Source organism: Micromonospora sp. NPDC003944 (genome assembly GCF_053605225.1).
Genome location: NZ_JBSGIV010000044.1, coordinates 22,938 through 46,783 on the forward strand (window position 1 = coordinate 22,938; position 23,846 = coordinate 46,783).

The window sequence follows — 23,846 nt, forward strand, 5'->3', positions numbered from 1 at the left end:
ATCGTCTGCTCTCTCCCGACTTGACCGACCAGCCCTACTACCCTGCGAAACCTGGGTCGAAACGGCGTAAATCGGGGCCCCGGTCGCCCGCGAAGGCGCGGCCGGGACCCCGACGGGCGGTACGTCAGCGGGCGGCGCCGCTCAGTCGCCGCCCGATCGACGCGATCAGACGGTCGAGCTCGGAACCGAACGGGTTGTCGTGCACCAGGTACGTCCAGGTGGCGGTGGGCCGGACCAGAGTACCGTCGTCGGGCTGCCAATCCTCATCGAATTCGGTCTCGTTGAAGGTGGCGATGGTGCGGGCCTCGATCTCCGGAATCAGGTCGTTGAACGCCGGCACCGCGGCCCGGTGGAACTCGTCGAGCGGGTCGAGCCGGCCCAGCGCACGCAGGTGCACGCCCTCGCGGACCTCGGACAGCTCGGCCAGGTGCTCGGCCCAGAGCCGGTCCAGGTGGTAGAGCGCGATCGACCGGGCGGCGCGGGCGAGCAGGTCCTCGTCCATCTCGCCGGCCTTCTCGGGCTCCTTCTCGAGCAGCATCACCGCTGCCACGTCACTTGTCAGCAGCCGCTCCCGCCGTGCGGCGAGGGCCTTGCGCTGCTGCTCGATGACCACGCTGTAGCGCCAGGTGTTGCGGTGGATCTCGTGGTTGACGCCCTCGGCGACCCGCTGGGCGTGCTCCACCGCGTAGTCGACCTGATCGTCGGTGACCAGGCCGTCGGCGTTCATCCGGGGCGAGGCCGGCACCGAGTCGGCGGCGTGCCGGACGACGAGGTCGTCCTCCAGGCTGACGAAGAAGACCGAGCCGCCCGGGTCGCCCTGCCGGCCGGCCCGACCGCGCAGTTGGTCGTCCACCCGGCGGCTGTCGTGCCGGCCGCTGCCGATCACGTAGAGCCCGCCCAGCTCGGCGACCCGCTCCTGGTCGCTCTGGTCGCTGCCGCCCAGCCGGATGTCGACACCCCGGCCGGCCATCTGGGTGGAGACGGTGACCGCGCCGTACGCGCCGGCCTCGGCGATGATCGCCGCCTCCTCGTCGTCGTTCTTGGCGTTCAGCACGACGCAGGGCACCCCGGCGGCGTTCAGCCCGGCGGCCAGCCCCTCGGACTCCTTGACGTCCAGGGTGCCGACCAGCACCGGCCGCCCCTTGGCGTGCGCGCGCTGGATCTCGTCGACGAGCGCCTCGTCCTTCTCCGCTCGGGTGGCGTAGATGCGGTCCGGCTCGTCCTCGCGGATGCACGGGGTGTTCGGCGGGATCACCGCGACCTCGAGGCTGAAGAACTCCCGCAGCTGGTCGCCGACGAGCACCGCGGTGGCGGTCATCCCGCACACCTTCGGGTAGAGCGCGATGTACGCCTGCATGGCGATGGTGCCGAGCACCTCGCCCTCGGCGGTGGCGTCCAGCCCCTCCTTGGCCTCGACGGCGGCCTGGAGACCGTCCGGCCAGCGGCGGCGCTGGGCCACCCGGCCGCGCATCTCGTCGACAAGCTCGACGGTGCCGTCCCGGACGATGTAGTCCACGTCACGGTGCAGCAGGGCGTGCGCGTGCAGCGCCACGTTGACCGCGGAGAGCTGCTCGACGTGCTCCTCGTCGTACAGGTCGATGCCGAGCTTGGACTCGATGGCTGCCAGGCCGGCGGAGGTGAACGCCACGCTGCGCCCGTCCTCCGCGACCGTGTAGTGCTTGCCCTTGCGCAGGCCACGGACCAGCCCGGCGGCGGCGTGCACCGGGTCCTGCTCGCCCGGCACCGCGCCGGCCAGGACCATCGGCACCCGGGCCTCGTCGATCATGATCGAGTCGGCCTCGTCGACGATGGCGGTGCTCAGCGCGGGTTGCACCCGGTCTTCCACGTCGGTGACCAGCTGGTCGCGCAGGTAGTCGAAGCCCGCCTCGCTGACCGAGACGTAGGTGACGTCGCAGGCGTACGCGTCGCGCCGCTCCTGCGGGCTGGAGGCCTCGTTGACCCAGCCGACGGTGAGGCCGAGCAGGGTGTAGACCGGCTCCATCCACTGGGCGTCACGGCGGGCCAGGTAGTCGTTGATGGTGAGCACGTGCACCGGGCCGTTGCCGAGACGGACGTGCCCGTACGCGGCGATCGTGGCGGTAAGTGTCTTGCCCTCACCGGTGGCCATCTCGGCGACCTTGCCGGAGAGCAGCGACATCGCGCCGAGCAGCTGCACGTCGTACGGCCGCTGGTCGAGGCCGCGGCGGGCGGCCTCGCGGCCGACGGCGCAGATCTCCTCGTAACCGGCGGCGGCGCCTGCGGCCTCGGTCAGCTCGGCGTCGTCGAGTGCGGCGAGGTCAGCCTCGCGCGCCTCGATGGCCGGGAGCAGCTTCTCCAGCGGAGCAAGATCCACGGTCGAGCCGGGGCGCTGGAGGAACCGCCGGAACTTGCTCTTGAACCGTTGCGACACACCCATGAGCGGCAACGGTACGCGATTCTGGCCGGCGTGCGCGGCCCGGTCGCCCGGCAAGTTCGCCGCGATCGAGCATCGGTCAGCCGACCAGCAGTTGGTGACTGGCGAGTTCGCGGTAGAGCGGGTCGGTGGCGGTCAGTTCGGCGTGGGTGCCCACGGCCACCACCCGGCCACCGTCGAGGACGACGATCTGGTCGGCGTCGACCACGGTGGCGAGCCGGTGCGCCACGATCAACAGCGTCCGGCGGACGGCCACCGCGTCGATGGCGCGACGCAGCGCCACCTCGTTGCGGGAGTCCAGGTTACTCGTCGGTTCGTCGAGCAGCAGCACCGGCGGGCCGGCGAGCAGCGCGCGGGCGATGGCCAGTCGCTGGCGTTCACCGCCGGAGAGCAGGACGCCGCCCTCCCCCACCTGCACGTCGAGGCCCTGCGCGGTGCGCTGCGGCAGGTGGCCGAGGTTGACCTCGTCGAGGACCTCGCGCAGCCGGTCGTCGGTGGCGTCCGGGGTGGTGATCAGCAGGTTCTCCCGCAGCGTGCCGGCGAGCACGGGGGCCTCCTGCTCGACGTAGCCGAGCCGGGCTCGCAGCGCGTCGCGGGGCAGGTCCCGTACGTCGGTGCCGTCGAGTCGGACCGCGCCGGCGCCCACCTCGTAGAAACGCTCGACCAGGGCCAGCAGAGTGGACTTCCCGGCGCCGGAGGGACCGACCAGGGCGGTCCGGGTGCCGGCCGGGACCGCGAAGCTGACCTCGTGCAGCACCGGCTCGCCGCCCGGGTAGCCGAAGCCCACCCGGTCGAACTCGATCATCGGGGTCGGGCGACGCGGGGTCGCCGTCGTGGCGGTGGACGCCGGCCGGTCGTCCGCGCCCTCCGCGGGTACGGCGAGGATCTCCTCGATCCGCTGGAGGGCCCCCAGACCGGACTGCAACTGGGTGTACGCCCGCAGCACCTGGCCCAGCGGCAGCGCCAGGAGGAACAGGTACATGACGAACGCGACCAGGTCGCCGACGGAGATCGCCCCAGCCGCGACCCGCGCCCCGCCGATGCCGAGCACCAGCAGGAACGCGCCCTGCACGGTGACCGAGCCGATCGGGCCGACCACCGCCTGCACCCGGGCCACCCGCAGCCCCGCCGCGTACGCCTCCCGAGCGCTGCCGGTGACGGTCTGCGTCTCCCGCGCCTCGGCACGGCTGGCCCGGATGGTCCGGGCCGCCGAGATGGACCGCTCCACGGCCGAGGTCATCTCGCCGATCCGCTCCTGGGCGGCGCGGGCCAGCGCCCGCACCCGGCGGACGAAGGTGAGCGCGAAGCCGAGCCCGAGCGCCACGCCGAGCAGGGTGACGCCGAAGAGCAGCGGGTCGAGCAGCACCATGGCCGTGCCGGCGCCGACCACCGTCACCGCCCCGGTGACCGTCTCGAAGAGCCCGGAGGTGACGACCGCCCGCAGCAGCGTGGTGTCCGAGCCGACCCGGGAGAGCAGGTCGCCGGTGCGTCGACTGTCGTACTCGGCGATGGGTAGCCGCAGCAGGTGACCGGCGAGCCGGCGGCGGGTGCCCAACACCAACCCCTCGGCGGTGCGTTGCAGCAGGTAGTCGCGCAGCCCGCTGATCGCCGCGGCGATCAGCACGAGGACCACCAGCACCGCCACCAGCCCGGCCACCGACTGCTGCGCGCCGATCCGGTCGAGCACCGACCGGGTGAGCAGCGGCTGCGCCAGCGACGCCGCCGCGCCGGCAAGCGACAGCGCGCCCACCACGACCAGGGTGCCGCGGTGCTCCCGCAGGTACGGCAGCAGCGCGGCCAGGCCGACCGGGCGGCCCCCGGGACTGTCGCCGTCCGGTCGGCCGGTCGAGGTGTCGCCGGGGGTCGGCCGGTCCCGCAGGGTGCTCATGCCGGGAACGGTAGTCGGCCCTGGCACGCGGGGACGGCGGGTCAGGCGGCGAGTACCACCTGAAGCTCCTGGCGGCGACGGTCGGCCAGGTCGGTGAGCAGGGCGGGGGCCTCGTCGAACGGCACCACCGCCGAGACGAGGTGCTTGCGGATCGCGTCGCCGTACGCACGGAGCAGGTCGACGGTCTCGGCGGAGAGCCGTTCGCGGTCCCAGGTGGGCGCGAGACCGCGCGGTACCCGGCCGATCTGGGCGCAGCGCAGCGACAGCCCGTTGTGGTGGAACTCCTCACCGAGGCGGACCGCGTCCGCGCCGCCCTGGTAGAAGGCGAGGTCGATGACTGTGCCCTGGGGGCGCAACAGCCGCAGGGCGAGGTGCAACGCCCACGCCTGCCCCCGGCACTGGAACACCACGTCGGCGCCCCGGTCGCCGGCGGTGTGCGCCCAGCGGGTCTTCAGCACGGCCGCCGGGTCGTCCGCGCCCGGGTCGAGTGTTTCCAGGCCGAGCGCCTCGGCGACCTGGCGGCGCTGCGGGGTGGGGTCGAGCACCACGACCGACGCCGCGCCGCTACGCCGGGCGAACAACGCCGTCAGCAGCGCCACGACGCCCGCGCCGACGACGGCGACCCGCCGGCCGCGGACCCCGTCGCCGAGCGCGCGGACGTCGGTACCGTGCAGGTCGGCGGCGGCGTGCAGCAGACCATTGGCGCAGATCGGGCCCATGTGCGCCACGTAGACGCCGAGCAGCGGATCCAGGTCGTCGGGCAGCGCCACGAACCGCTCGGCGACCGGGTCGGCCAGCCAGCCGGTGCGGTGCCCGTACGTCATCGCGCCGACCGTGCCCACCGCGACGGCCGGAGTCTCGCTCTGCACCACCCGGCCGACCTGCATGTAGCCGAGTCGGGTCACCGGGTACGGGGTGCTCGCCGGGCCCGGCTGGAACAGGCCCAGGTCGGCGTTCCAGGTGACGTTGAGGTAGGGGTTGGTGCCCTTGACGTAGCTCAGCTCGGTGCCGGCGGAGACGCCGCTGAACAGCGTCTCGACCCGGAACGTGCCGGGGCGCAGCGGTGCGGCGTCCTGTTCGACCAGCTCGACCCGGCCGGGGCCGGTGACCACCACGACCTTGTCACGCATCGACGGTCACCCCGCTGGCGAGCACCGTCGGCGCGGTCGCGGTGGCGAGCCGCACGGTCGTGCCGGTGCGGGCCGAGTCGGCCACCGCGAGGGCCAGGCGCTGGGTGGCGAGGGCCTCGGTGTACGGGACGCGGATGTCGTCGCCGATGCCGCGTACGGCGTCGACGAAGGCGCGGTCCACCGCCACCCGGGCGGCCTCCGGGTCTGCGGGTACGTGGCGTTCGCCGTCGCCGTCGCGGATCGACAGCCCGTCCTCGGTGATCGCGAGGGCCAGCCCGTCGGCGAGGACCTCCAGGCCGGCGCGGTGCTTCCAGCCGAGGACGCAGGCGGCGCCGAGCGTGCCGACCGCGCCGTCGGCGAAGCGCAGCGCGGCGGTGGTCACCGAGTCGATGTCGGCGCCGTCGACCGGCGGCGGTGTGCCGTTGCCGTACGCGGTGACCTCGCTGACCTCGCCGGCCAGTACCCGGATCAGGTCGAGCACGTGGGCGGCCTGCTCGACCACCGGGCCGCCGGAGCGGTCCCGCCGCGACCACCACGCCACCGGGGGCACCTTGTCCAGCCAGGCGCCGCTGACCATCCGCACCGGACGGTCGGCGAGCAGGTCACGGGCCTGGTCGAGGACGCTCAGGTAGCGCCAGTGGTGCCCGACGGCGGTGCGCAGCCCACGCTTGGCGACGAGGTCGCCGATACGCTCGGCGGTGCTCAGGTCGACCGCGACGGGCTTCTCCACGAACATCGGTAACCCTGCCTCGATCACCGCCTCCTCGGCGGGGCCGTGCGCGAACGGTGGTACGCACACGTACACGGCGTCCAGACCGGCGGCGAGCAGCTCGGCGACGTCGGCGCAGGCCCGCCCACCGTGCTGCGCGGCGAGCGCGGACGCCGTCTCCGGTGCCACGTCGGTGACCGCCACCAGCTCCACGTCGTCGAACCCGGCGAGCACCCGCGCGTGGCGTTGCGCCACACCGCCGGCGCCGACCAGACCCACCCGGCACTTTTGCATCCCCACACCCCTTCGAAGACTTTTCATCTCGCGTGGGAGCAGTCCCCTGAGGTGTGCGCAATCAAACGTTCATCCCCCGGGAACGCATTGTCGTCACCTCTGTGATCAAGCTGTTGCCGAGAATGCGGTTAGCGCGTGATGAGGAATGGGAACAACCAATTTCGGTTTTTCCACGCACGAATGGAGGGGTGCCCGTGCGGGATACGACATCGAGTGTGTCACCGGTGGTCGAAGCGTGGGCCACGTACCGGACGACGACGGCGGCGGACTGGCCGACGCGTCGCCTGATGCGGGCCAAGGGAGCGACCCGGGTCAGCGTGGTGCTGCCCGCGCGCAACGAGGAGGCCACCGTCGGCGCGATCGTGTCGACCATCCGGGAGCACCTGATGGACCGGGTCGCCCTGGTGGACGAGCTGATCGTGGTGGATTCGCGCTCGACGGACCGGACGGCGCAGGTGGCCCGGGCCGCCGGCGCGGAGGTGGTCAGCCAGGACGTGATGACCCGGGGGTTGCCCCGGCTCACCGGTAAGGGGGACGCGCTCTGGGCCGGCCTGGCCGCCGCCGAGGGGGACGTGGTGGCGTTCATCGACGCCGACCTGCGGGAGTTCCGCCCGCACTTCGTGAGCGGGCTGCTCGGTCCGCTGCTGACCGACCCGTCGGTGGACTTCGTGAAGGGCTTCTACCACCGGCCCCTGGTGGGCACCGCGAGCGTGGAGCAGGACGGCGGGGGCCGGGTGACCGAGTTGATGGCCCGGCCGCTGCTCAACCTCTTCTGGCCGGAGCTGGCCGGCTTCGTGCAGCCGCTCGCCGGCGAGTACGCGGGCCGCCGCGACGTGCTGGCCCAGGTGCCGTTCGTCTCCGGGTACGGGGTGGAGACGGCCATGATGATCGACCTGCTCGACCTTGTCGGCCTGGACGCGTTGGCGCAGGTCGACCTCGGTGAGCGCAAACACCGGCACCAGGACACGGCGGCCCTCGGTCGGATGTCCGCGCAGATCATGTTGACCGCCTGGTCCCGCCTGCAACGGCGCGGCTGGGCCACTCCCGGGCTCGCGCCGGAGTCGTTGCTGACGCAGTTCCGTCGCGGCGGTTCGGACACCCTGCCGAACCTGGACCGCGAGATCGTGGTCAGCGACGTGTCGATCGAGGAGCGCCCGCCGCTTGCCGAACTGCGTCACCGGCTCCCCCGCCGCCGGGTGGCTGCTGCATGAGCGCGAGGAGTGAGCCGGTCCTGCGAGCCCCGCAGTCGCGAACCGTCGGCATCGTGAGCGCGAGGAGTGAGCCGGTCCTGCGAGCCCCGCAGTCGCGAACCGTCGGCATCGTGAGCGCGAGAAAGGGAGCCCGATGAGCCTGACCGTGCTGATGAACGCCGGCCCGTGGCTGTCCGTGCCACCGCCCGGCTACGGCGGCATCGAGAACGTTGTCGCCACGCTGGTGCCGGAGCTGCGGCGACTCGGCGTACGGGTGGTGCTCGCCTCGGTGGGCAGCAGCACCCTGCCGGTGGACGAGCAGGTGTCGGTCTTCGCCGACGGGCAGTTCGCGGCGTTGCAGCGGCCGTACAACCAGGTCTGCGGGATCGCCCAGGCGCACCTGGCCAAGGTGGTCCGTGAGCTGCACGCCCGCGACGACATCGATCTGGTGCACGATCATGTCGAGGCGGTCGGGTTGGCCACCCTGGCCGCGATGGGGCCGGCCGGGCCGCCGACTCTGCACACCCTGCACTGGGACCTGGCCAAGCACCCGGCGCTCTACGGCAGTCTGGACGGCGGCGACCGGGTCCGGGTCAACGGTGTGTCCGCGTCGCAGTTGGCCCGCGCCCCGCTGGCGTTGCGGGAGCACTCGGTGGGGCACGTGCACCTGTCCACGCCGCTCGCCGTCGACGCCGACCGGCGTCCCCGACCGGAGAAGGGCGAGCACCTGCTCATCCTGGGCCGGATCAACCCGGGCAAGGGGCAGGACGTGGGCGCCCGACTCGCCCACCGGGTCGGTCTTCCGCTGGTGCTGGCCGGGCCCGTCGGCCCGTACCATCGGCCGGCCGACCTGGCCGCGGCCGGTGACGAGGCCCGGCAGAACCCGGACGTGCGGTTCTTCCTCGACGAGGTGGCCCCGCACGTCGACGGTGACCTCGTGCGCTGGGTCGGCACGGTGGCCGGCCAGGAGCGCGACGACCTGCTCGCCAGCGCCCGTGCGTCGCTGTTCCCGCTGCGCTGGGAGGAGCCGGGCGGCACGGCCGTCGTCGAGTCACTCGCCCTGGGTACGCCGGTGGTGGCCACCGCCCGGGGTTGCCTGCCGGAGCTGGTCGAGCACGGCCGTACCGGGTTGCTCACGACCGACGAGGAGGAGTTGGCCGACCTCGTCCTCGCCGCCGAGTTGCTCGACCCCGACGAGTGCCGGCGGGTGGCCGCGCAGCGCTTCACGCCCGCGGTGATGGCCCAGCGCTACGTCGAGCTGTACGACCGGGTCCGGCAGTCGGCGAGCGCGCCGAGGTTGCTGCCGGCCTGATCGGCGGCCGGCCCGTTTGTCGACCACGACAGCGGGTAGCTCGCAGCGCTCATGCCCGCCGCGCGACGAGGAGCCGAGGATGGTCGGACCGATGGCGCACTCGCGGGCCCGACCGAACCCGGCCGACGGCAAACCGCCGGTCCGTCGCGCGGCGGCGACGGTGGGGGTGCTGTTCCTGCTCGTCGGCGTGCTCGGCTTCGTGCCGGGAATCACCAGCGGGTTCGGTTCGCTGCGCTTCGCCGGGCATGATTCGGGCGCGTACCTCTTCGGTGTCTTCCAGGTGTCGGTGCTGCACAACCTGGTGCACCTGGCGTTCGGGGTGGCGGGGCTGCTGCTGTCCCGGACGGTGACCGGAGCAAGGGCGTTCCTGATCGGCGGCGGCGCGGTCTACCTGGTGCTCTGGCTGTACGGGCTGGCGGTGGACCACGACACCGGCGCGAACGTGCTGCCGGTCAACGACGCGGACGGCTGGCTACACCTGGGCCTCGGCGTCGGCATGGTCGCGTTGGGGCTGCTTGCCGGCCGACCCCGTCGGTGACCTGCGCTTGTACGGTCTGTGAGCTGCCCCGCCCCCTCCCTCGGTCCGGTTTGGTGGGGAACGGTCCCGGGTAGTTGGCAGATCCCGACCCAGCAGCGAATCGAGGGCGCCGATGTCGAGCGGGATCACCTGCGAGGTGCGCACCACGGCACCGGTGGCGGTCGTCCGGCTCACCGGCCCCCTGCACCTCGGCACGATGCGCTCGGTGCACCAGGCGCTCGGCGACGCGCTCGTCGACCAGCCGGAGGCGCTCGTGGTCGATATGGCCGGTGTGAACGTGGAGGACCGGCTGGCGCTGTCCGTCTTCGCCGCGACCGCCCGTCGGGCCGAGGAGTGGCCGGCCGTGCCGGTGCTGCTCTGTTCCCCGTCGCCGGTCGCCGCCCGGTGGCTGGCCGAGTCGACCACGTGCCGGGTGCTGCCGGTGTCGGCCGACTGCGCGGAGGCGACCCGGTTGGCCGGCGCGGCGTCCGCGTTGCGGATGCGGGCCCGGTTCGAGCCGGTGGCCGAGGCCTGCCGACGGGCCCGGGAGCTGGTCACCGACGCGTGCGCGCGGTGGAACCTGCCCGACGCGTCCGGCCCGGCCGCGTTGGTGCTCAGTGAGCTGGTCGGCAACGTGGTGCGCCACGCCGGCACCCCGATGCAGGTGACGGTGACGCTGCGCCGCCCGTACCTGCACCTGGCGGTGGTGGACGGCAGCAGCGCGCAGGCCCGGCCGGGCGGTGCGGACCTGCACGCCGAGGGCGGGCGTGGGTTGATGCTGGTGAGGGAGCTGGCCCAGCGCTGGGGCAGCGTGCCGGCGGGTCAGGGTAAGGCCGTCTGGGCGATGCTGCCGGCTACCTGAGCGTTCGGGGCGCTTGCGCCCGGGTACCAGCGTTCTGACCGAAATCACCGCTCTGGCCTGGTTACATGGTGCGAGGGTCGGGTAGGCACGCCCGTCCTTTCTGCCGTCACGACGGGGTGAGCAGCCATGCCCAAGCGGGTAACCACGGAACCCGGTCGCGATCGGGGTCCGGCGATCCTGGCACCGGCCCGCTTCGGGGGCTTCCCGGGAGCGGTACGGGCACCGGTCCCCGGCAACTCCCTGATCAAGTTCCTCGCCACGACCGACCACAAGCAGATCGGCCTGCTGTATCTGCTGACCTCCTTCGGGTTCTTCCTGGTGGCGGGGCTACAGGCGATGGTGATGCGCGCCGAGTTGGCCCGGCCGGGGATGCAGTTCCTCTCCTCCGAGCAGTACAACCAGCTCTTCACCTCGCACGGCGCGGTGATGCTGCTGCTGTTCGCCACGCCCGCGGCGTTCGGGTTCGCCAACTTCATCGTGCCGATCCAGATCGGCGCACCGGACGTGTCGTTCCCCCGCCTCAACGCGCTCGCCTACTGGCTGTACCTGTTCGGCGGGCTCATGGTGATCGGCGGGTTCGTCACCCCCGGGGGTTCGGCGGACTTCGGCTGGACCGCGTACAGCCCGCTCAGCGACGTGGACCACAGCCCCGGTGTGGGCGCGAACATGTGGGTGCTCGGCCTGGTGGTCTCCGGGCTGGGCACCATCCTGGGCGCGGTCAACCTGATCACCACGATCCTGACCCTGCGCGCACCGGGGATGACCCTGTTCCGGATGCCGATCTTCACCTGGAACATGCTCTTCACCAGTGTGCTGGTGATCCTCGTCTTCCCGCTGCTGGCCGCCGCGCTGCTGGCGCTCTCCGCCGACCGGTTGCTCAACGCGCACGTGTACGACCCGGCCACCGGCGGCCCGATGCTCTGGCAGCACCTGTTCTGGTTCTTCGGTCACCCCGAGGTCTACATCATCGCGTTGCCGTTCTTCGGCATCATCACCGAGATCATTCCGGTCTTCTCCCGCAAGCCACTCTTCGGCTACACCGGGATCGTGCTGGCCACCATCGCCATCACCGTGCTGTCCATGACGGTCTGGGCGCACCACATGTTCGCCACCGGCCAGGTGCTGCTGCCGTTCTTCAGCATCCTGAGCTACCTGATCGCGGTGCCCACCGGCGTGAAGTTCTTCAACTGGATCGGCACCATGTGGAAGGGCCAGCTCACCTTCGAGACGCCGATGCTCTTCGCCATCGGCTTCCTGGTGACCTTCCTGCTCGGCGGTCTCACCGGCGTCCTGCTGGCCAGCCCGCCGGTGGACTGGCACACCCACGACAGCTACTTCGTGGTGGCGCACTTCCACTACGTGGTCTTCGGCACCGTGGTCTTCGCCCTCTTCGGCGGGTACTACTTCTGGTGGCCCAAGATGACCGGGCGGCTGCTCGACGAGCGGCTCGGCAAGGCGCACTTCTGGACCATGTTCATCGGCTTCCACGGCACCTTCCTGGTGCACCACTGGCTGGGCAACGAGGGCATGCCGCGCCGGTACGCCGACTACCTGCCCACCGACGGCTTCACCACCCTGAACACGATCTCCAGCATCTTCGCGTTCATCCTCGGACTGTCCACCCTCTTCTTCATCTACAACGCCTGGAAGTCCTGGCGCTACGGCGCGGTGGTGACGGTGGACGACCCGTGGGGCTTCGGCAACTCCCTGGAGTGGGCCACCAGTTGCCCACCGCCGCTGCGCAACTTCGACCGGATGCCCCGGATCCGCTCCGAGCGCCCCGCCTTCGACCTGAAGTACGGTCCGCTCGTCGCCGACCTGGGCCGTGACCTGCCGCAACGCACCACCAAGCCGCCGCAGCAGTTCACCGAGGAACTGCGGTTGGAGCACCACGCGCCGGAGTCGCCGGCCGCCGAGGGCGCGCACGGCGCCCGCGACGCGACCGACTACCAGCCGGCGCCGCGCTCCGGCGCCCGGCCCGTGGACGTGCCGGAGCCCGAGGGCGTCCGCCGGCCCAGCTTCGAGCAGAGCGACCCACCGCAGGACGCCGAGGACACCCCGAAGCCGCACGAGCGCTGGCGGCATCCGCACGGCGACGGCAACCCCGAAGAGCGCTGACCAGGGGTACGCGTGGAAGGGCCGACACCCGGCGGGGTGTCGGCCCTTCGCCCGTTCGGGCGCGGTCAGTCCCGCGTGGGCGCCAGGCCGGCGGCGGTGAGCGAGCGGCGTACCGCGGGCTGGACCCGGGTCAGCCGCAGCGGCACTCCGGTCCGCTCCGCCGCGTCCCGCCCGGCCATCAGCGCGGCGATCCCCCCGGCGTCGAAGCCACCCGCGCCGACGAGGTCGACGACCACCTCGCTGGGCTGGCCGGTGACCGCCTCCAGCATGGCCCGGCGCAACTGGTCCGCGCCGTCGCGGTCGATCTCGCCGCCGACCTCGACCACCACCGTGTCGCCGTTCTGCTTGACCGAGATCCGGGTCTTGCCCGGGTCGGGTTCGGCGGCCCCGTTCTGCCAGGGCGGCGGCGCGTCGGCGAGCATCGCCTGACGCAGCCAGGTGAGCGCCCGCGACAGCAGCCGGGACACGTGCATCTGCGAGATGCCGAACCGGGCGGCGATCTCCGCCTGGGTCTGGTTGCCGTAGAAGCGCATCGCGAGGATCCGACGCTCACGCCACGGCAGTCGGTGCAGCAGTCCGCTCACCGTCACCCGGTCGTCGACGGACTCCAACGCGTTGTCCGACTCGCCGACCAGATCCCCGAACTCGGCCGAGCTCTCCCCTCCCACCGGAGCGTTGAGCGAGGCCGGGCTGTAGCCGGCCGCCGACTCCAGCGCGGCGAGGATCTCCTCCTCCGGAGTCTCCAGCCGGGCCGACAGCTCGGCCACCGTCGGCGCCCGGGACAGCTCGCTGGTGAGCGCCGCGGTGGCCTGCCCCACCTCGAGGATCAGGTCCCGCAGCCGGCGCGGCACGTGTACGCCCCAGGTCCGGTCCCGGAAGTGCCGTTTGATCTCGCCCACGATGGTGATCGCGGCGTACGCGGTGAAGGAGCCACGTTCCGGGTCATAGCGGTCGACCGCGTTGACAAGCCCCAGTCGGGCCACCTGCTCCAGGTCCTCCAGTGGCTCCCCCCGCCCCCGGTACCGGCGGGCCAGCCGCCCGGCGAACGGCAGCGCGAAGCGGACCAGGTCGTCCCGAGCCTCCCCCCGCCGCTCCGGCGGCAGCCCGGCGATCCGCGCCGCGTACGCCATCGCCGCTGCGTCGAGGTCCTCCAGACCTCGATCCGTGGGTGGTGGTGTGGTCGTGGTCGTGCTCGTCTGTCCGAACATCCGCGCCTCCCTCAGGAAGGTCCCCCGCCCGGATCGGGAAACCGGTCGTGCGCGTGGTCGAGCCACGCACCGGGCCGGAAAGTGGGTCAGTGACTGGGATGCCAGCGGGCGACACCACTTCTACGCAGCGCAGTCAGGCCGTAGCAGCCAGCGATGTTCCCGCTCCGTAGGTACTCAATCACGGGACCCAGGGTTCGCGAGGATGTTTCGGCGTCCTCCGTCTCAGGAGACCAACAACCCCTGGTGGCCGCCGCTGTCGCGCAGCACGGAGAGGGCCTCGGCGACCCCGAGTGGGGGCGGCGCGGGCAGGTCGTACGGCTGGGCGCGCAGGACCTCGGTGGCCCGGCGGGTGGGCACCGAGGTGACCGGGTAGCCCCGGGCGGTGGTGCGGTCCAGCGCCCGACGCCGCCGGCCGAACCCGGCCACGGCCAGCCACTGCGGCAGCCCGGCCAGCGCGGGCGAGCGCACCCCGGGCGGCTCGGGCAACACGTCCACCGAGCTGAACGCCTCGCTGCCGGCCAGCCACCACTCGGCCTCGTCGACGACGCGGCGGGTGGCGTTCTCGCACCAGTACGGCACCAGCCCCGCCCGCACCACCTGCCACGGGTCGAGCAGCCGGCCACACTCCACCACCAACCGGTCACCGGTCTTGCCGGCGCGCCGCAGCCACCGCCGGTACAGGTCGGCCACGCCCGCGCTGAGCGCCGCCGGCCCGGGCACCAACACCCGGTGCAGCGGGTGCCGACGCTTCGCGGACCAGTCCTGCGCGGCCAGCTCGAAGCCCGGGTCGACGCCGTTCTCGGCGTACGCCGACGGGACGGACACCTCCGGCGGCTCCCACCGGGTGGCGTCGCCGCCGACGGAGCGCAGCACCTGCCGCAACGCGTGGCTGTCCGGGTGGAAGTCCACCGGGTCCAGCCCGCTGCCCGGGCAGCCGACCTGGAAGCTGTGCCCCGGCCCGCGCTCCAGCACCGGCCAGGTGCGCGCGTCGAGGACCAGCAGCACCGGCGCACCCGGCAGCAGCAGGTCGGCCAGGAACTGCCCGTACGCGGCCGGTAGGGCCCGCCACGCGGCGGTCAGCGACACGGTCGCCCCGGTCAACGCGCCACGGCTGGCCGGGCAGTGCACCTGGCGCAGGTGCAGGTCGGCGTTGCCGGCGAGCAACCGTGCGGCGAGTGCCGCCCCGTGCTCCACGGCGTCCGCCGGACGGTCCACCCCGCCGTCGGACCAGTGCAGGGTCATCTCGAAGCCCGCCGGCAGCCACGGCACGCCGAGGGCCACCGCGAGGTGCGCCGCCGCGCCGTGCGGAGAGCCGATGAGCACCCCGGGGTAGCGCCGGCGGGGATACTGGTCGACGAACCAACGGGCCACCCGTGCGGCGTCGACCTCGCCGGCCTGGGCCACGGTGAGGGCGACCCGGCCGGCGGCACGGGTGACGGCGGCGCGGCGTACCGGCTCGGGGGCGCCGGGGAACCGCGACGTCGGTCCGGTGTGCCCGAGGTCGGCGCAGTCCACCCCCCGCAGGGCCCGGGCGGTGGCGGCGACCAGCACCCGGGCCGCGCTGCCCGCGGCCACGACCCGGTCGCCGGCGAGACCGGCGCCATCGGCCGTGAGCCCCTTGTGCACCTTGTGCACCGGCCCCACCTTGCCTCGTTCGCTCACCACGCGGCCGGGCTTCCCGTCCCGATCAGGTTCAAACGGGGCATCACCCACCCGGCGGCACATTCCGCTGGTCAGCGGGGTGCCCCGGTCATCACCGGCGTTCGGCCGCGCGGGTTTCGCCGGGGCCAGGGCGGGCACTTCCGGGTTCATGCGCACCGACGACGCCAGCGAGCCCGCCGCCGCCACGATCACCCCGTACGAGGACGGACCGCTCCTGGTCCGTGGCGACTTCGCGTTGGTCACGCCGGGCGGCGAGCGCATCGACGCGCGGCGGGGCACGGTGGCCCTGTGCCGGTGTGGCAAGTCGGCGCTCAAGCCCTTCTGCGACGGCACCCACAAGGCGATCGACTTCCGCGCGGGCACCGCCCGCGAAGGCTGAGCCCACCCGAAGATCGCGAACCAGGGCCAGCCTCTCGCGTCGATCATGGAGTTATGGTGCCCGTTTTGCCGCCGGGCTGGGCTTTTGTCACCCACCACAACTCCATGATCGACGCGGGAGTGCCGACCAGGCGCCGAGGCCCGACACTCCCCACCCCCAGCACCGACAGACAGCCCGCCGGCACTCGCCTGGGCGCGACTAGGGCCGAGGGTCAGACGAGTGCGGGTGGGGCCGGCGGGGCCACCACCGTGGCCGACGTGACGAGCGGGACGGTAGGCGGCAGGGCCGGCGGGGCGGGTGCGCGCAGTGAGCTGCGGCCGGCCGCCCACCTGTCCAGCAGGTGCGCCGCGAACAGCCGGTCCAGCGCGAGCCCGGCTGCCGCGCCGAAGAGCACGTCCGGGGCGAGGGCCGGCTCGGCGTTGGCCAGGCCACCGCACATGTCGTGCGCGGCGATTTGCTCGTGCACCGCGTCCGCCTCGACGTGCTCGTCGTAGAAGCGGGTGGCCACCTCGTCGAAGCCGAGCCGGCGCAGCCCGTTGCCGTAGCGACGGTTGGGCAGCGAGGAGGTCATCTCGAACGCGGCCAGGTGCCCGAGCACCGCGCCGCGCAGCCTGCGGTGCAGCCCGAACAACGACATCAGGTTGTTGGTCGCAAGCGTCACCGCCGGCGCCGCGTCGATGTACGCGCCGTAGCTGGTGTCCAGGCCCAGCCGGTCGAGGGTGCGCCGGAACAGCTCGGCGTGCATCCGGTCCAACCGACCGTTGCCGTACTCGTCGGTCTGGATCTCCACGAGCGCGGCCTTGGCGGGGCCACCGAGGCGGGGCAGCGCCCAGCTGTGCGGGTCCGCCTCCCGCAGGTGGTAGACGGAGCGGTGGGCGACGAACTCACGGAACTGGGTGAGGTCCGCCCGGCGTTGCAGCGTGGCGGCCAGTGACGGGCCGTCGTCGGCCGCGACCAGGTCGGCCAGGCCGGCCGCCACCCCGGCGACGGGCACCGGGGGCGAACCGACCAGCCGGCGCAGGGCCGCCTCGAAGACCTGTTCGCAGCGGGCGCGCAGCGCCAACAGTGTCGGCTGCCACTCCCACGACTCGTCCACCCCGTGCCAGCCCCGGTAGTGCAGCTCGTAGCAGAGGAACAGCGTCAGCTGCAGGTCCTCGTCGGTGACCGGGTCCGCCGGGTCGAGGTCGACGCCGAGGCTGGCCGGCAGGTCGTGCGCCGGGTGTCGCAGCGCCTCGACGACCGCTGCGGAGAGCGGTCCGCGTGCCCTCGGCAGGGTCGCGGGACCGTAGCGGCGGTCGGCGGGCTCGGACATGTGGCCTCCAGCGTCGTCGGGCCGCTACTGATGCCCTGGTCCAGGGTGACTAAACGAGATCGTCGGTGTTGGCGGTGACCTCCACCTGCTCGCGGACCTTCCGGGCCGGAGCGCCCTCGGCGTACAGGCCTCGCAGGTCGGCGAAGGCGGGCTCCGGCGGCGCCAGCGACACCGCCGGGTCGACGACCGCCTCCAGTACGCAGGGGCGGTCGGCGGCGAGGGCCTCGTCCCAGGCCGCGCCGACCAACTCCGGCCGGTCCACCCGTACCCCGTGCAGGCCCAGCAGTCGGGCCCACCCTGCGTACGGCACGTCGGGGCGGCGGTGGGTCGGGTCGGACGACGGTTCTCGCCCACCTCCCATGCCGTTCTGGTCCCGGTTGTTGAGCACCAGCACCACCAGCCGGGGGTCACGCCACCGCTGCCAGAGGTGCGACACGGTGATCAGCTCAGCGAGGCCGTTGAGCTGCATCGCCCCGTCACCGACGAGCGCCACCACCGGCTGGTCGGGGGCGGCGAGCTTGGCCGCCACCGCGTACGGCAGCGCGCAGCCCATCGAGCCGAGGGTTCCGCACAGCTGCGCGTTGACCCCCGGCGGCAGGGTGAGGTGGCGGGCGTACCAGTAGAGGACCGAGCCGACGTCGACCGCGACCGCGCCGGTGCCGGGCATCCGGGCGGACAACTCCTGGAGGACGAGCTGCGGGTTGACCGGGTCCGCGGTGGCGGCGGCCCGCTCGGCGGCGACCTCCCGCCACCTGTCCACCGAATTCTCCACGGTGGCACGCCACTGCTGCTCGGGCCGACCGCGCAGCCGGCTCAGCAGCGCCCGCAGTGTCTCGGCGGCGTCACCGACAAGCGGCACGTCGGCCGGGTAGCGGGTGCCGATCCGGCGGCCGTCGATGTCGATCTGTACCGTGCGCGCCTGCTCGGGCATCGGGAAGTAGTCGGTCCACGGGTCGTTGGTGCCGACCATCAGCAGCGTGTCGCAGCCACCCATCAGCTCGGCCGCCGCCGGAGTGCCGACCTCGCCGAGCACCCCGGTGTGGAAGGGCAGCCGCTCGTCGAGCACCGGCTTGCCCAGCAGCGAGGTGGCCACTCCGGCGCCGAGCCGGTCGGCCACCTCGATGATCTCGGCGGCCGCGTCCCGACCGCCCTGGCCCACCAGGATCGCGGTGCGCTGGCCGCCGCTGAGCAGCTGCGCGGCGGCGTCGAGGTCCGCCTCGTGCGGCAGGACCCGGGCCAGCGGCTCGCCGGGGGTCGCTGTGATCACCCCTGCGCCGTACGGCTGCAGATCGGGCACCAGCGCCTCCTGCAAGTGCCGGGGCAGTACCACGCAGGTCGGGCTCCGGGTCGCCGCCGCCGTGCGGAACGCCTGGTCCAGTAGCGCCCCCACCTCGTCCGGGCTGCGGCCGTACCGGACGAACTGGTTGCACACGTCGCCGAAGAGCCGGCTCAGCCCGATCTCCTGGTGGGCGCCGCCGAGCGGTCCGGAGACGTCCTCGCCGACGATGGCCACCACCGGTTTGCTGTCCAGCTTCGCGTCGTAGAGGCCGTTGAGCAGTTGGACGGCGCTGGGCCCCTGGGTGGCGAGGCAGACCCCGATGCCGCCGGTGAACTTGGCGTGCCCGGTGGCCATGAACGAGGCGGTCTCCTCGTGCCGGGCGGGGATGAACGCCGGTTCACCCCCGGTCCGGTCCAGGGCGTGGACGAGTGGAGCGATCGCCTCGCCCGGGTACCCGAAGGCGCGGGGCACCCGCCAGGCCAGCAGTCGCTCCACCACGACGTCCGTGACCGTTCGGTCAACCATTGCCGCGCCCTGGTGTGCTGGGGTCGACGTAACGCAGCACGGCGCCGACGCCGTCGGTCAGGTCGGGCGCCTCGTCGGGGCCGAGCACGGTCAGCGCCGCGTCGGTGCCGACGAGCGCCCGGACCAGCGCCGCGTCGGCGCGTACCCGTTGCGGGTCGGCCACCGACATGGCGGCCAACTGCCCGGGGTCGACGGCGATCTCGGTGGGTTCCGCGCCGATCCACAACTCACCGTTGGCCGACGGGTCGTCCACGATGAGCATCATGTCCACCTGGTTGCGTTGCAGGGCCGAGACGACGGCGTCGAGGCCGCCACCCACGTCCTCCTGCACGCCGAACTTGTCCAGCGCTGCGGTGATCCGCTGGTCGGCGATCTCCGCGATGGTCTGCACGGTGAGGTCGTCGAGCATCGTCTGGTCGGCGCCCCCGGCGCGTGAACCAGCATCGGTCCGGACCACCAGGTCCTGCCAACGCTCCGGCATCTGGGCGGCGATCATTCCGGTGGCCCGGACGTCACCGGCTACCACCACCACGTCCGCGCCGACCCGGTCGGCCAACTGCACGGTGGCCGCGGTGACGTCACCGGCGTTCTGGTGCCACGCCTCCATGGCCGCCCGCTGGTAGCGCGACTGGGACCAGCCGCCGGCCTTCGTCCGCCGCAGCGGGTACTCGTCGCGGCCGGCGACGTGCGCCCGCCGGGGTACGCCGCCGGCGCTGACCGCCATCGCGTCGGCGCCGACCCGGTCGGCGACCACGCGTACCCAGGCCACCTGCTCGCCGCGCTGGGCGAGAAGCGGCATGACGTGTGGCAACGACCCGACGTTGGCCAGGTCCCGCAGTGGCGGCGCGGACAGGTACTCGGAGAGCACCACCCGGCCGTGACTGGCGAAGACCGCCAGGCCGTAGTCCCCGACCATCGGATCGTGGCCGCGGACCACCCGGTCCAACGCGGCGATGTCCGCCTCGTCCGCCCCCTGTTCGGCCAGGCTGCGTTCCAGGGCACGCCAGCGCAGGTCCAGAGCGGGTTTGGCGTCCTCCGTGTCCGCGGAGGCGTCCAGATACACCGAGCACCACGGCCCGGGACGGTCGTAGAGCGGGCGCAGGAAGGACAGCTGCATGCTCGACCCCTTTCCAGCTCGGCCCCCCGCTTACCCGGGTCGCCCGTGATGTCACCTCACGGCCGTGAGCCCGTGACCAGGTTTCATTCACGTCGTTCAACCGAGGACGTCGATACGATCTGTGAACACAAGCGGACTCTCGGTGGTGGAGATGGACAGCGGACTCGATACCCGACGGATCGTGCACCCGACGGAGCGGATCGTCACCGGGCGGCTGATCCGCCTGCTCGACGGCTACACCCGCGAGGTGCGCATCGGCCAGCCGGTGCTGGTGGCGGTGCTCGCGGCGGCGGCCTTCGCCCGGCTACCCGCCCTGCTGCTGCGCTCGCTCTTCTCCTTCGGCGGCGGCGGCACCCGGCGTCGCTGGAAGGAGTTGAAGCAGGGCCCGGAGTATCTGGTCACGCCGGTACGGCTGCGCAACACCGCCGGTCAGCTCTGTGAGGTGGAGCTGCACGGTCACCTGCCGCAGAGCGCCCTGCACCCGGCCGATCAGGTGCAGCTCACCCTGCGCCCGCAGCGCGACCCGGAGCTGCCGCCCCGGATCGAGCGGATCGTCAACCTCACCACCGGGCAGCTGCTGACGCCACGTACCGCGACGCTCTGGTCGCACCTCGGGCCGCCGCTGCTGTTGCAGGCGTTCCTGGGCACGCTGCTGCTAGCCGGCGTCGTGGCCTGTTCCGCGCTGACCTGAGCGGGTCTGTCAGCCGGTAGGCGGCTCAGCCGGTTCGGCGGCTCAGCCGACCGGGGCCGGCTGGCGGGCCGGCTGCTGGTCCGCGCCGAGCATGCCCCGGCGGCGGGCCCAGCGCTCGAAGGCCAGGGTGGCGAAGGGCGGAACCGCGCTGGCCAGGGCCACCGCCGTGGCCAGCAGGCTCCAGCGGTGCAGCCGGGCCACGGCCAGGACCAGCAGGACGTACGCGACGAACAGGCCGCCGTGGATCGGCCCGAAGATCTTGACGCCCAGCTCGTTGTCGGGTGGCCCGTACTTGACCACCATGCCGACCAGCAGGGCCAGCCAGGAGCAGGCCTCGGCGATCGCCGCCACGACGAACAGCCGGGTCACCTTCTCGCGCATCCGTACGCCACCACCTCTCCGGCCGCAATGCTATCGGTCTGCTCTGGCTGGGCTAACGGGGCGGGCAGGTGGGTAGGAAAGGGTCCTCGGGTCTTCCCCCGCCCGCCGATCACGTGCGAGGTTAGGGGGACCAGCGGTGACGGGGTGGTGACCATGGGCGAGGACGTCGGCGTACGAACCTTCAGTCGAGAGGATCGCGCCCGCTACCGCGACAAGGTCCGCCGGTGTCTCGACGTCTTCGCCGAGATGCTGCGCGAGGCCCGCTTCGACGTCGACCGGCCGATGACCGGTGTGGAGATCGAGCTGAACCTGGTCGACGAGGCGTCGAATCCGGCGATGCGCAACGCCGACGTGCTTGCGGCCATCGCCGATGAGAGTTTCCAGACCGAGTTGGGCCAGTTCAACGTCGAGATCAACGTGCCGCCGCGTCGGCTGACCGGCACCGGCACTGCCGACTTCGAGGAGTACGTACGGGCCAGCCTCAACGCCGCCGAGGTGAAGGCACGGGCGATCGGCGCGCACATGGTCATGATCGGCATCCTGCCCACGCTGCGCCCCGAGCACCTGACCGCCGAGACCCTGTCGGCCAACCCCCGCTACAAGCTGCTCAACGAGCAGATCTTCGCGGCCCGGGGTGAGGATCTGCCGATCGCCATCAGCGGGGTGGAGCGGTTGGCGGTCACCGCCGACACGATCACCCCGGAGGCGGCCTGCACCAGCACCCAGTTCCACCTCCAGGTCAGCCCGGCCCAGTTCGCCGACTACTGGAACGCCGCCCAGGCGGTCGCCGGCATCCAGGTCGCGGTCGGCGCGAACTCGCCGCTGTTCTTCGGCCGGGAGCTGTGGCGCGAGACCCGCATCCCGCTGTTCCAGCAGGCCACCGACACCCGGTCGGAAGAGATCAAAGCCCAGGGGGTACGCCCGCGGGTCTGGTTCGGCGAACGCTGGATCACCAGTGTGTTCGACCTGTTCGAGGAGAACGTGCGCTACTTCCCGGCGCTGCTGCCGGTCTGCGACCCGGAGGACCCGGCGCAGGCCCTCGTGGCCGGCGAGGTGCCCAACCTGGCCGAGTTGCGCCTGCACAACGGCACCGTCTACAGGTGGAACCGCCCGGTGTACGACGTGTCGCGGGGCCGCCCGCACCTGCGGGTGGAAAACCGGGTGCTGCCCGCCGGCCCGACAGTGCTGGACACCGTCGCCAACGGCGCCTTCTACTTCGGGTTGGTGCGCGCCCTCGCCGAGTCGGACCGACCACTGTGGTCGCAGATGTCGTTCAGCGCCGCCGAGGAGAACTTCACCAGTTGCGCCCGGCACGGCATCGACGCGCAGGTCTTCTGGCCCGGTCTCGGCTACCTGCCGGTCACCGAGTTGGTGTTGCGGCGGTTGCTGCCGATGGCGCACCACGGCCTGGACCGGTGGGGGCTCGACCCGGCCGAGCGGGACCGGCTGCTCGGCGTCATCGAACAGCGCTGCCTGACCAGCCGCAACGGCGCGACCTGGCAGGTGGAGACGCTGCACCGACTGGAGTCGGCCGACCACCTGGACCGGCCGGCGGCGTTGCGCGAGGTGGTCCGGCACTACGTGGACCTGATGCACAGCAACCGCCCGGTACACGAGTGGCCGATCCCGTAGGCCCAACCGTGTCCCTTGTGGACCCCCACGCGCATCGACGACCGTCGTAGGCTGTGGCGACTGGACATCGATGATGATGGAGGGTTGCCGGTGGCCACCTCTGGACCCGACCCCGTTGCGACTCAACGACCCGCGCCCGCGGCCCTGTCCCGGCGGCACGTGCTGCGGACGAGCGCGGCGGCTGCCGGCGGCGCGGCCCTCGTCGGCACGGCAGCGCCGAGGGTGGCGCAGGCGGCTGCTCCGGGTGGCGTGAAGCGGGCACTACGCGCACCGGCGCTGGCCCCCGGCGACCGGGTGCGAGTGGTGTCGCCAGGCCGAACTCCCGACCCCACGCTGATGGGTCGCGGCATCGACATCCTGCGCGGCTGGGGCCTGGAGGTCGAGCTGGGCGAGCATGTCTTCGCCAGGTACGGCTACCTGGCCGGCACCGACGCGCAGCGACTGGCGGACCTGAACGCCGCGCTCACCGACCCCGGCGTTCGTGCGGTCTTCGCCGCCCGCGGCGGTTACGGCACCCAACGCATCGTCGACGAGATCGACGTCTCCGTCTTGCGCCGGGATCCTCGGGTGGTCGTCGGCTTCAGCGACATCACCAGCATCCAGGGCAAGCTCTGGCGCGAGGCCGGCCTGGTCACCTTCTACGGCCCGATGGTCAACTGGAACGACGCCCGCACCGGCGTCGAGTCGGCGGAGTCGCTGCGCAGGGCGGTGATGACCACCGCACCCGTCACGATCACCAGGGACCCGGCCGAGACGGCGGCCTCCGTGGTGGTGCCCGGCCGAGCGTCGGGCCCCCTGCTCGGTGGTTGCCTGACATTGCTCTCCACCTCGTTCGGCGCCAGGGACGTCCCGAGGTTCGACGGCGCGATCCTGTTCTTCGAGGACGTGGACGAGGCGCCGTACAGCATCGACAGGATGCTGACCGAGCTTCGGCGGCTGGGCGCGCTGTCCCGGGTCGCCGGGGTGGTCATCGGTCAGATCACCAACAGCGTCGGCGGGGCGGGCGAGTGGGACGCGGCGTCGGTCCTGAAGGATCGCCTGTACGACCTGGGTGTGCCGGTCCTGGGCGGGCTGCGGCTGGGGCACGGCAACGGGCAGCTCACCGTGCCGCTCGGCGCACGGGCCACGATCGACGCCACTGCCGGGACCCTGACCGTGGACGCCGGAGTTCGCCCCCGCTGACCTCCGGTTGCGACCCACACGCCGCCGGGACCGGCCGGTTCTGGC

Annotated in this window: 19 protein-coding genes; 9 read left to right on the forward strand and 10 right to left on the reverse strand. The window is 72.6% G+C overall.

Translation table 11 applies throughout. The features are described from left to right. Positions 1 to 124: 124 nt before the first annotated feature. The 4 genes from secA2 to ACWER9_RS21430 form a co-directional block, all read right to left on the reverse strand. Positions 125 to 2,416 carry an accessory Sec system translocase SecA2 gene (gene secA2 / locus ACWER9_RS21415; protein ID WP_452303505.1) on the reverse strand — a complete coding sequence of 764 codons (2,292 nt, stop codon included), beginning with the start codon at positions 2,414 to 2,416 and terminating at the stop codon, positions 125 to 127. 76 nt (positions 2,417 to 2,492) lie between these two features. After that, complete coding sequence (locus ACWER9_RS21420; protein WP_452303506.1) at positions 2,493 to 4,301, reverse strand: ABC transporter ATP-binding protein; 1,809 nt, start codon at positions 4,299 to 4,301, stop codon at positions 2,493 to 2,495. 41 nt (positions 4,302 to 4,342) lie between these two features. Then, positions 4,343 to 5,431, reverse strand: coding sequence for a zinc-dependent alcohol dehydrogenase (locus tag ACWER9_RS21425; protein ID WP_452303507.1), 1,089 nt, complete (start codon positions 5,429 to 5,431; stop codon positions 4,343 to 4,345). Continuing rightward, positions 5,424 to 6,434 carry a Gfo/Idh/MocA family protein gene (locus tag ACWER9_RS21430; RefSeq protein WP_452303508.1) on the reverse strand — a complete coding sequence of 337 codons (1,011 nt, stop codon included), beginning with the start codon at positions 6,432 to 6,434 and terminating at the stop codon, positions 5,424 to 5,426. The genes ACWER9_RS21425 and ACWER9_RS21430 overlap by 8 nt, the downstream gene beginning before the upstream one ends. Before the next feature lie 284 nt (positions 6,435 to 6,718). Here ACWER9_RS21430 and ACWER9_RS21435 point away from each other — a divergent pair, with 284 nt between their 5' ends. The 5 genes from ACWER9_RS21435 (at position 6,719) to ctaD (ending at position 12,433) form a co-directional block, all read left to right on the forward strand. Beyond that, positions 6,719 to 7,645 (forward strand): glucosyl-3-phosphoglycerate synthase, encoded by a 927-nt coding sequence (locus tag ACWER9_RS21435; RefSeq protein ID WP_452303533.1) that lies wholly within the window; start codon positions 6,719 to 6,721, stop codon positions 7,643 to 7,645. A gap of 133 nt (positions 7,646 to 7,778) precedes the next feature. Next, the gene (locus tag ACWER9_RS21440) at positions 7,779 to 8,936 is read left to right on the forward strand and encodes a glycosyltransferase (protein ID WP_452303509.1); all 1,158 of its coding nucleotides are present in this window, start codon (positions 7,779 to 7,781) and stop codon (positions 8,934 to 8,936) included. A 79-nt stretch (positions 8,937 to 9,015) separates the two neighbouring features. Beyond that, positions 9,016 to 9,474: a DUF4383 domain-containing protein gene (locus ACWER9_RS21445; protein WP_452303510.1), complete on the forward strand. Its 459-nt coding sequence runs from the start codon at positions 9,016 to 9,018 to the stop codon at positions 9,472 to 9,474. Positions 9,475 to 9,586: 112 nt separating this feature from the next. After that, complete coding sequence (locus tag ACWER9_RS21450; RefSeq protein ID WP_452303511.1) at positions 9,587 to 10,315, forward strand: ATP-binding protein; 729 nt, start codon at positions 9,587 to 9,589, stop codon at positions 10,313 to 10,315. A 126-nt stretch (positions 10,316 to 10,441) separates the two neighbouring features. After that, positions 10,442 to 12,433, forward strand: coding sequence for an aa3-type cytochrome oxidase subunit I (gene ctaD / locus ACWER9_RS21455; protein ID WP_452303512.1), 1,992 nt, complete (start codon positions 10,442 to 10,444; stop codon positions 12,431 to 12,433). A gap of 65 nt (positions 12,434 to 12,498) precedes the next feature. On the opposite strand, the gene ACWER9_RS21460 is transcribed toward ctaD, so the two are convergent. Together ACWER9_RS21460 and ACWER9_RS21465 are read right to left on the reverse strand one after the other, a co-directional pair. Then, positions 12,499 to 13,641 (reverse strand): SigB/SigF/SigG family RNA polymerase sigma factor, encoded by a 1,143-nt coding sequence (locus tag ACWER9_RS21460; RefSeq protein ID WP_452303513.1) that lies wholly within the window; start codon positions 13,639 to 13,641, stop codon positions 12,499 to 12,501. Between the two features lie 222 nt (positions 13,642 to 13,863). Then, on the reverse strand, positions 13,864 to 15,306 hold the full coding sequence (locus ACWER9_RS21465) for a hypothetical protein (protein ID WP_452303514.1): 1,443 nt from the start codon (positions 15,304 to 15,306) through the stop codon (positions 13,864 to 13,866). A 145-nt stretch (positions 15,307 to 15,451) separates the two neighbouring features. On the opposite strand from ACWER9_RS21465, the gene ACWER9_RS21470 reads away from it, so the two are divergent. Then, the gene (locus ACWER9_RS21470) at positions 15,452 to 15,682 is read left to right on the forward strand and encodes a CDGSH iron-sulfur domain-containing protein (protein WP_452303515.1); all 231 of its coding nucleotides are present in this window, start codon (positions 15,452 to 15,454) and stop codon (positions 15,680 to 15,682) included. Positions 15,683 to 15,893: 211 nt separating this feature from the next. Here the strand turns inward: ACWER9_RS21470 and ACWER9_RS21475 are convergent, their stop codons facing one another. Genes ACWER9_RS21475 through ACWER9_RS21485 form a run of 3 tightly spaced genes read right to left on the reverse strand, consistent with a single transcriptional unit; the run spans position 15,894 to position 19,915 of the window. Further along, the gene (locus ACWER9_RS21475; RefSeq protein ID WP_452303516.1) at positions 15,894 to 16,994 is read right to left on the reverse strand and encodes an iron-containing redox enzyme family protein; all 1,101 of its coding nucleotides are present in this window, start codon (positions 16,992 to 16,994) and stop codon (positions 15,894 to 15,896) included. A gap of 49 nt (positions 16,995 to 17,043) precedes the next feature. Continuing rightward, positions 17,044 to 18,798, reverse strand: a complete 1,755-nt coding sequence (locus ACWER9_RS21480) for a thiamine pyrophosphate-binding protein (RefSeq protein ID WP_452303517.1) — start codon at positions 18,796 to 18,798, stop codon at positions 17,044 to 17,046. Beyond that, the gene (locus ACWER9_RS21485) at positions 18,791 to 19,915 is read right to left on the reverse strand and encodes a baeRF2 domain-containing protein (RefSeq protein WP_452303518.1); all 1,125 of its coding nucleotides are present in this window, start codon (positions 19,913 to 19,915) and stop codon (positions 18,791 to 18,793) included. Before ACWER9_RS21485 ends, ACWER9_RS21480 begins: the two co-directional genes overlap by 8 nt. A 142-nt stretch (positions 19,916 to 20,057) precedes the next feature. Between ACWER9_RS21485 and ACWER9_RS21490 the strand changes: the two genes are divergently transcribed. Then, positions 20,058 to 20,606, forward strand: a complete 549-nt coding sequence (locus ACWER9_RS21490) for a hypothetical protein (RefSeq protein ID WP_452303534.1) — start codon at positions 20,058 to 20,060, stop codon at positions 20,604 to 20,606. A gap of 42 nt (positions 20,607 to 20,648) precedes the next feature. Here ACWER9_RS21490 and ACWER9_RS21495 read toward each other — a convergent pair whose 3' ends face one another. Continuing rightward, entirely contained in the window at positions 20,649 to 20,987 is a 339-nt protein-coding gene (locus tag ACWER9_RS21495) for a DUF3817 domain-containing protein (RefSeq protein ID WP_452303519.1), read from the reverse strand. 153 nt (positions 20,988 to 21,140) lie between these two features. Here ACWER9_RS21495 and ACWER9_RS21500 point away from each other — a divergent pair, with 153 nt between their 5' ends. Both ACWER9_RS21500 and ACWER9_RS21505 read left to right on the forward strand, forming a co-directional pair. Next, on the forward strand, positions 21,141 to 22,619 hold the full coding sequence (locus ACWER9_RS21500; RefSeq protein WP_452303520.1) for a glutamate--cysteine ligase: 1,479 nt from the start codon (positions 21,141 to 21,143) through the stop codon (positions 22,617 to 22,619). Between the two features lie 249 nt (positions 22,620 to 22,868). Continuing rightward, positions 22,869 to 23,801, forward strand: coding sequence for a S66 peptidase family protein (locus tag ACWER9_RS21505; RefSeq protein ID WP_452303535.1), 933 nt, complete (start codon positions 22,869 to 22,871; stop codon positions 23,799 to 23,801). Positions 23,802 to 23,846: the final 45 nt, after the last annotated feature.

Excerpts from the sequence above, each read along its gene's own strand:
- ACWER9_RS21500 (WP_452303520.1), top strand. The coding sequence starts at position 21,141 with ATGGGCGAGGACGTCGGCGTACGAACCTTCAGTCGAGAGGATCGCGCC.
- ACWER9_RS21495 (WP_452303519.1), bottom strand. The coding sequence starts at position 20,987 with ATGCGCGAGAAGGTGACCCGGCTGTTCGTCGTGGCGGCGATCGCCGAG.
- ACWER9_RS21480 (WP_452303517.1), bottom strand. The coding sequence starts at position 18,798 with ATGGTTGACCGAACGGTCACGGACGTCGTGGTGGAGCGACTGCTGGCC.
- ACWER9_RS21470 (WP_452303515.1), top strand. The coding sequence starts at position 15,452 with ATGCGCACCGACGACGCCAGCGAGCCCGCCGCCGCCACGATCACCCCG.
- ACWER9_RS21475 (WP_452303516.1), bottom strand. The coding sequence starts at position 16,994 with ATGTCCGAGCCCGCCGACCGCCGCTACGGTCCCGCGACCCTGCCGAGG.
- ACWER9_RS21425 (WP_452303507.1), bottom strand. The coding sequence starts at position 5,431 with ATGCGTGACAAGGTCGTGGTGGTCACCGGCCCCGGCCGGGTCGAGCTG.
- ACWER9_RS21460 (WP_452303513.1), bottom strand. The coding sequence starts at position 13,641 with ATGTTCGGACAGACGAGCACGACCACGACCACACCACCACCCACGGAT.
- ACWER9_RS21450 (WP_452303511.1), top strand. The coding sequence starts at position 9,587 with ATGTCGAGCGGGATCACCTGCGAGGTGCGCACCACGGCACCGGTGGCG.
- ACWER9_RS21420 (WP_452303506.1), bottom strand. The coding sequence starts at position 4,301 with ATGAGCACCCTGCGGGACCGGCCGACCCCCGGCGACACCTCGACCGGC.
- secA2 (WP_452303505.1), bottom strand. The coding sequence starts at position 2,416 with ATGGGTGTGTCGCAACGGTTCAAGAGCAAGTTCCGGCGGTTCCTCCAG.
- ACWER9_RS21445 (WP_452303510.1), top strand. The coding sequence starts at position 9,016 with ATGGTCGGACCGATGGCGCACTCGCGGGCCCGACCGAACCCGGCCGAC.
- ACWER9_RS21440 (WP_452303509.1), top strand. The coding sequence starts at position 7,779 with ATGAGCCTGACCGTGCTGATGAACGCCGGCCCGTGGCTGTCCGTGCCA.
- ctaD (WP_452303512.1), top strand. The coding sequence starts at position 10,442 with ATGCCCAAGCGGGTAACCACGGAACCCGGTCGCGATCGGGGTCCGGCG.
- ACWER9_RS21430 (WP_452303508.1), bottom strand. The coding sequence starts at position 6,434 with ATGCAAAAGTGCCGGGTGGGTCTGGTCGGCGCCGGCGGTGTGGCGCAA.
- ACWER9_RS21485 (WP_452303518.1), bottom strand. The coding sequence starts at position 19,915 with ATGCAGCTGTCCTTCCTGCGCCCGCTCTACGACCGTCCCGGGCCGTGG.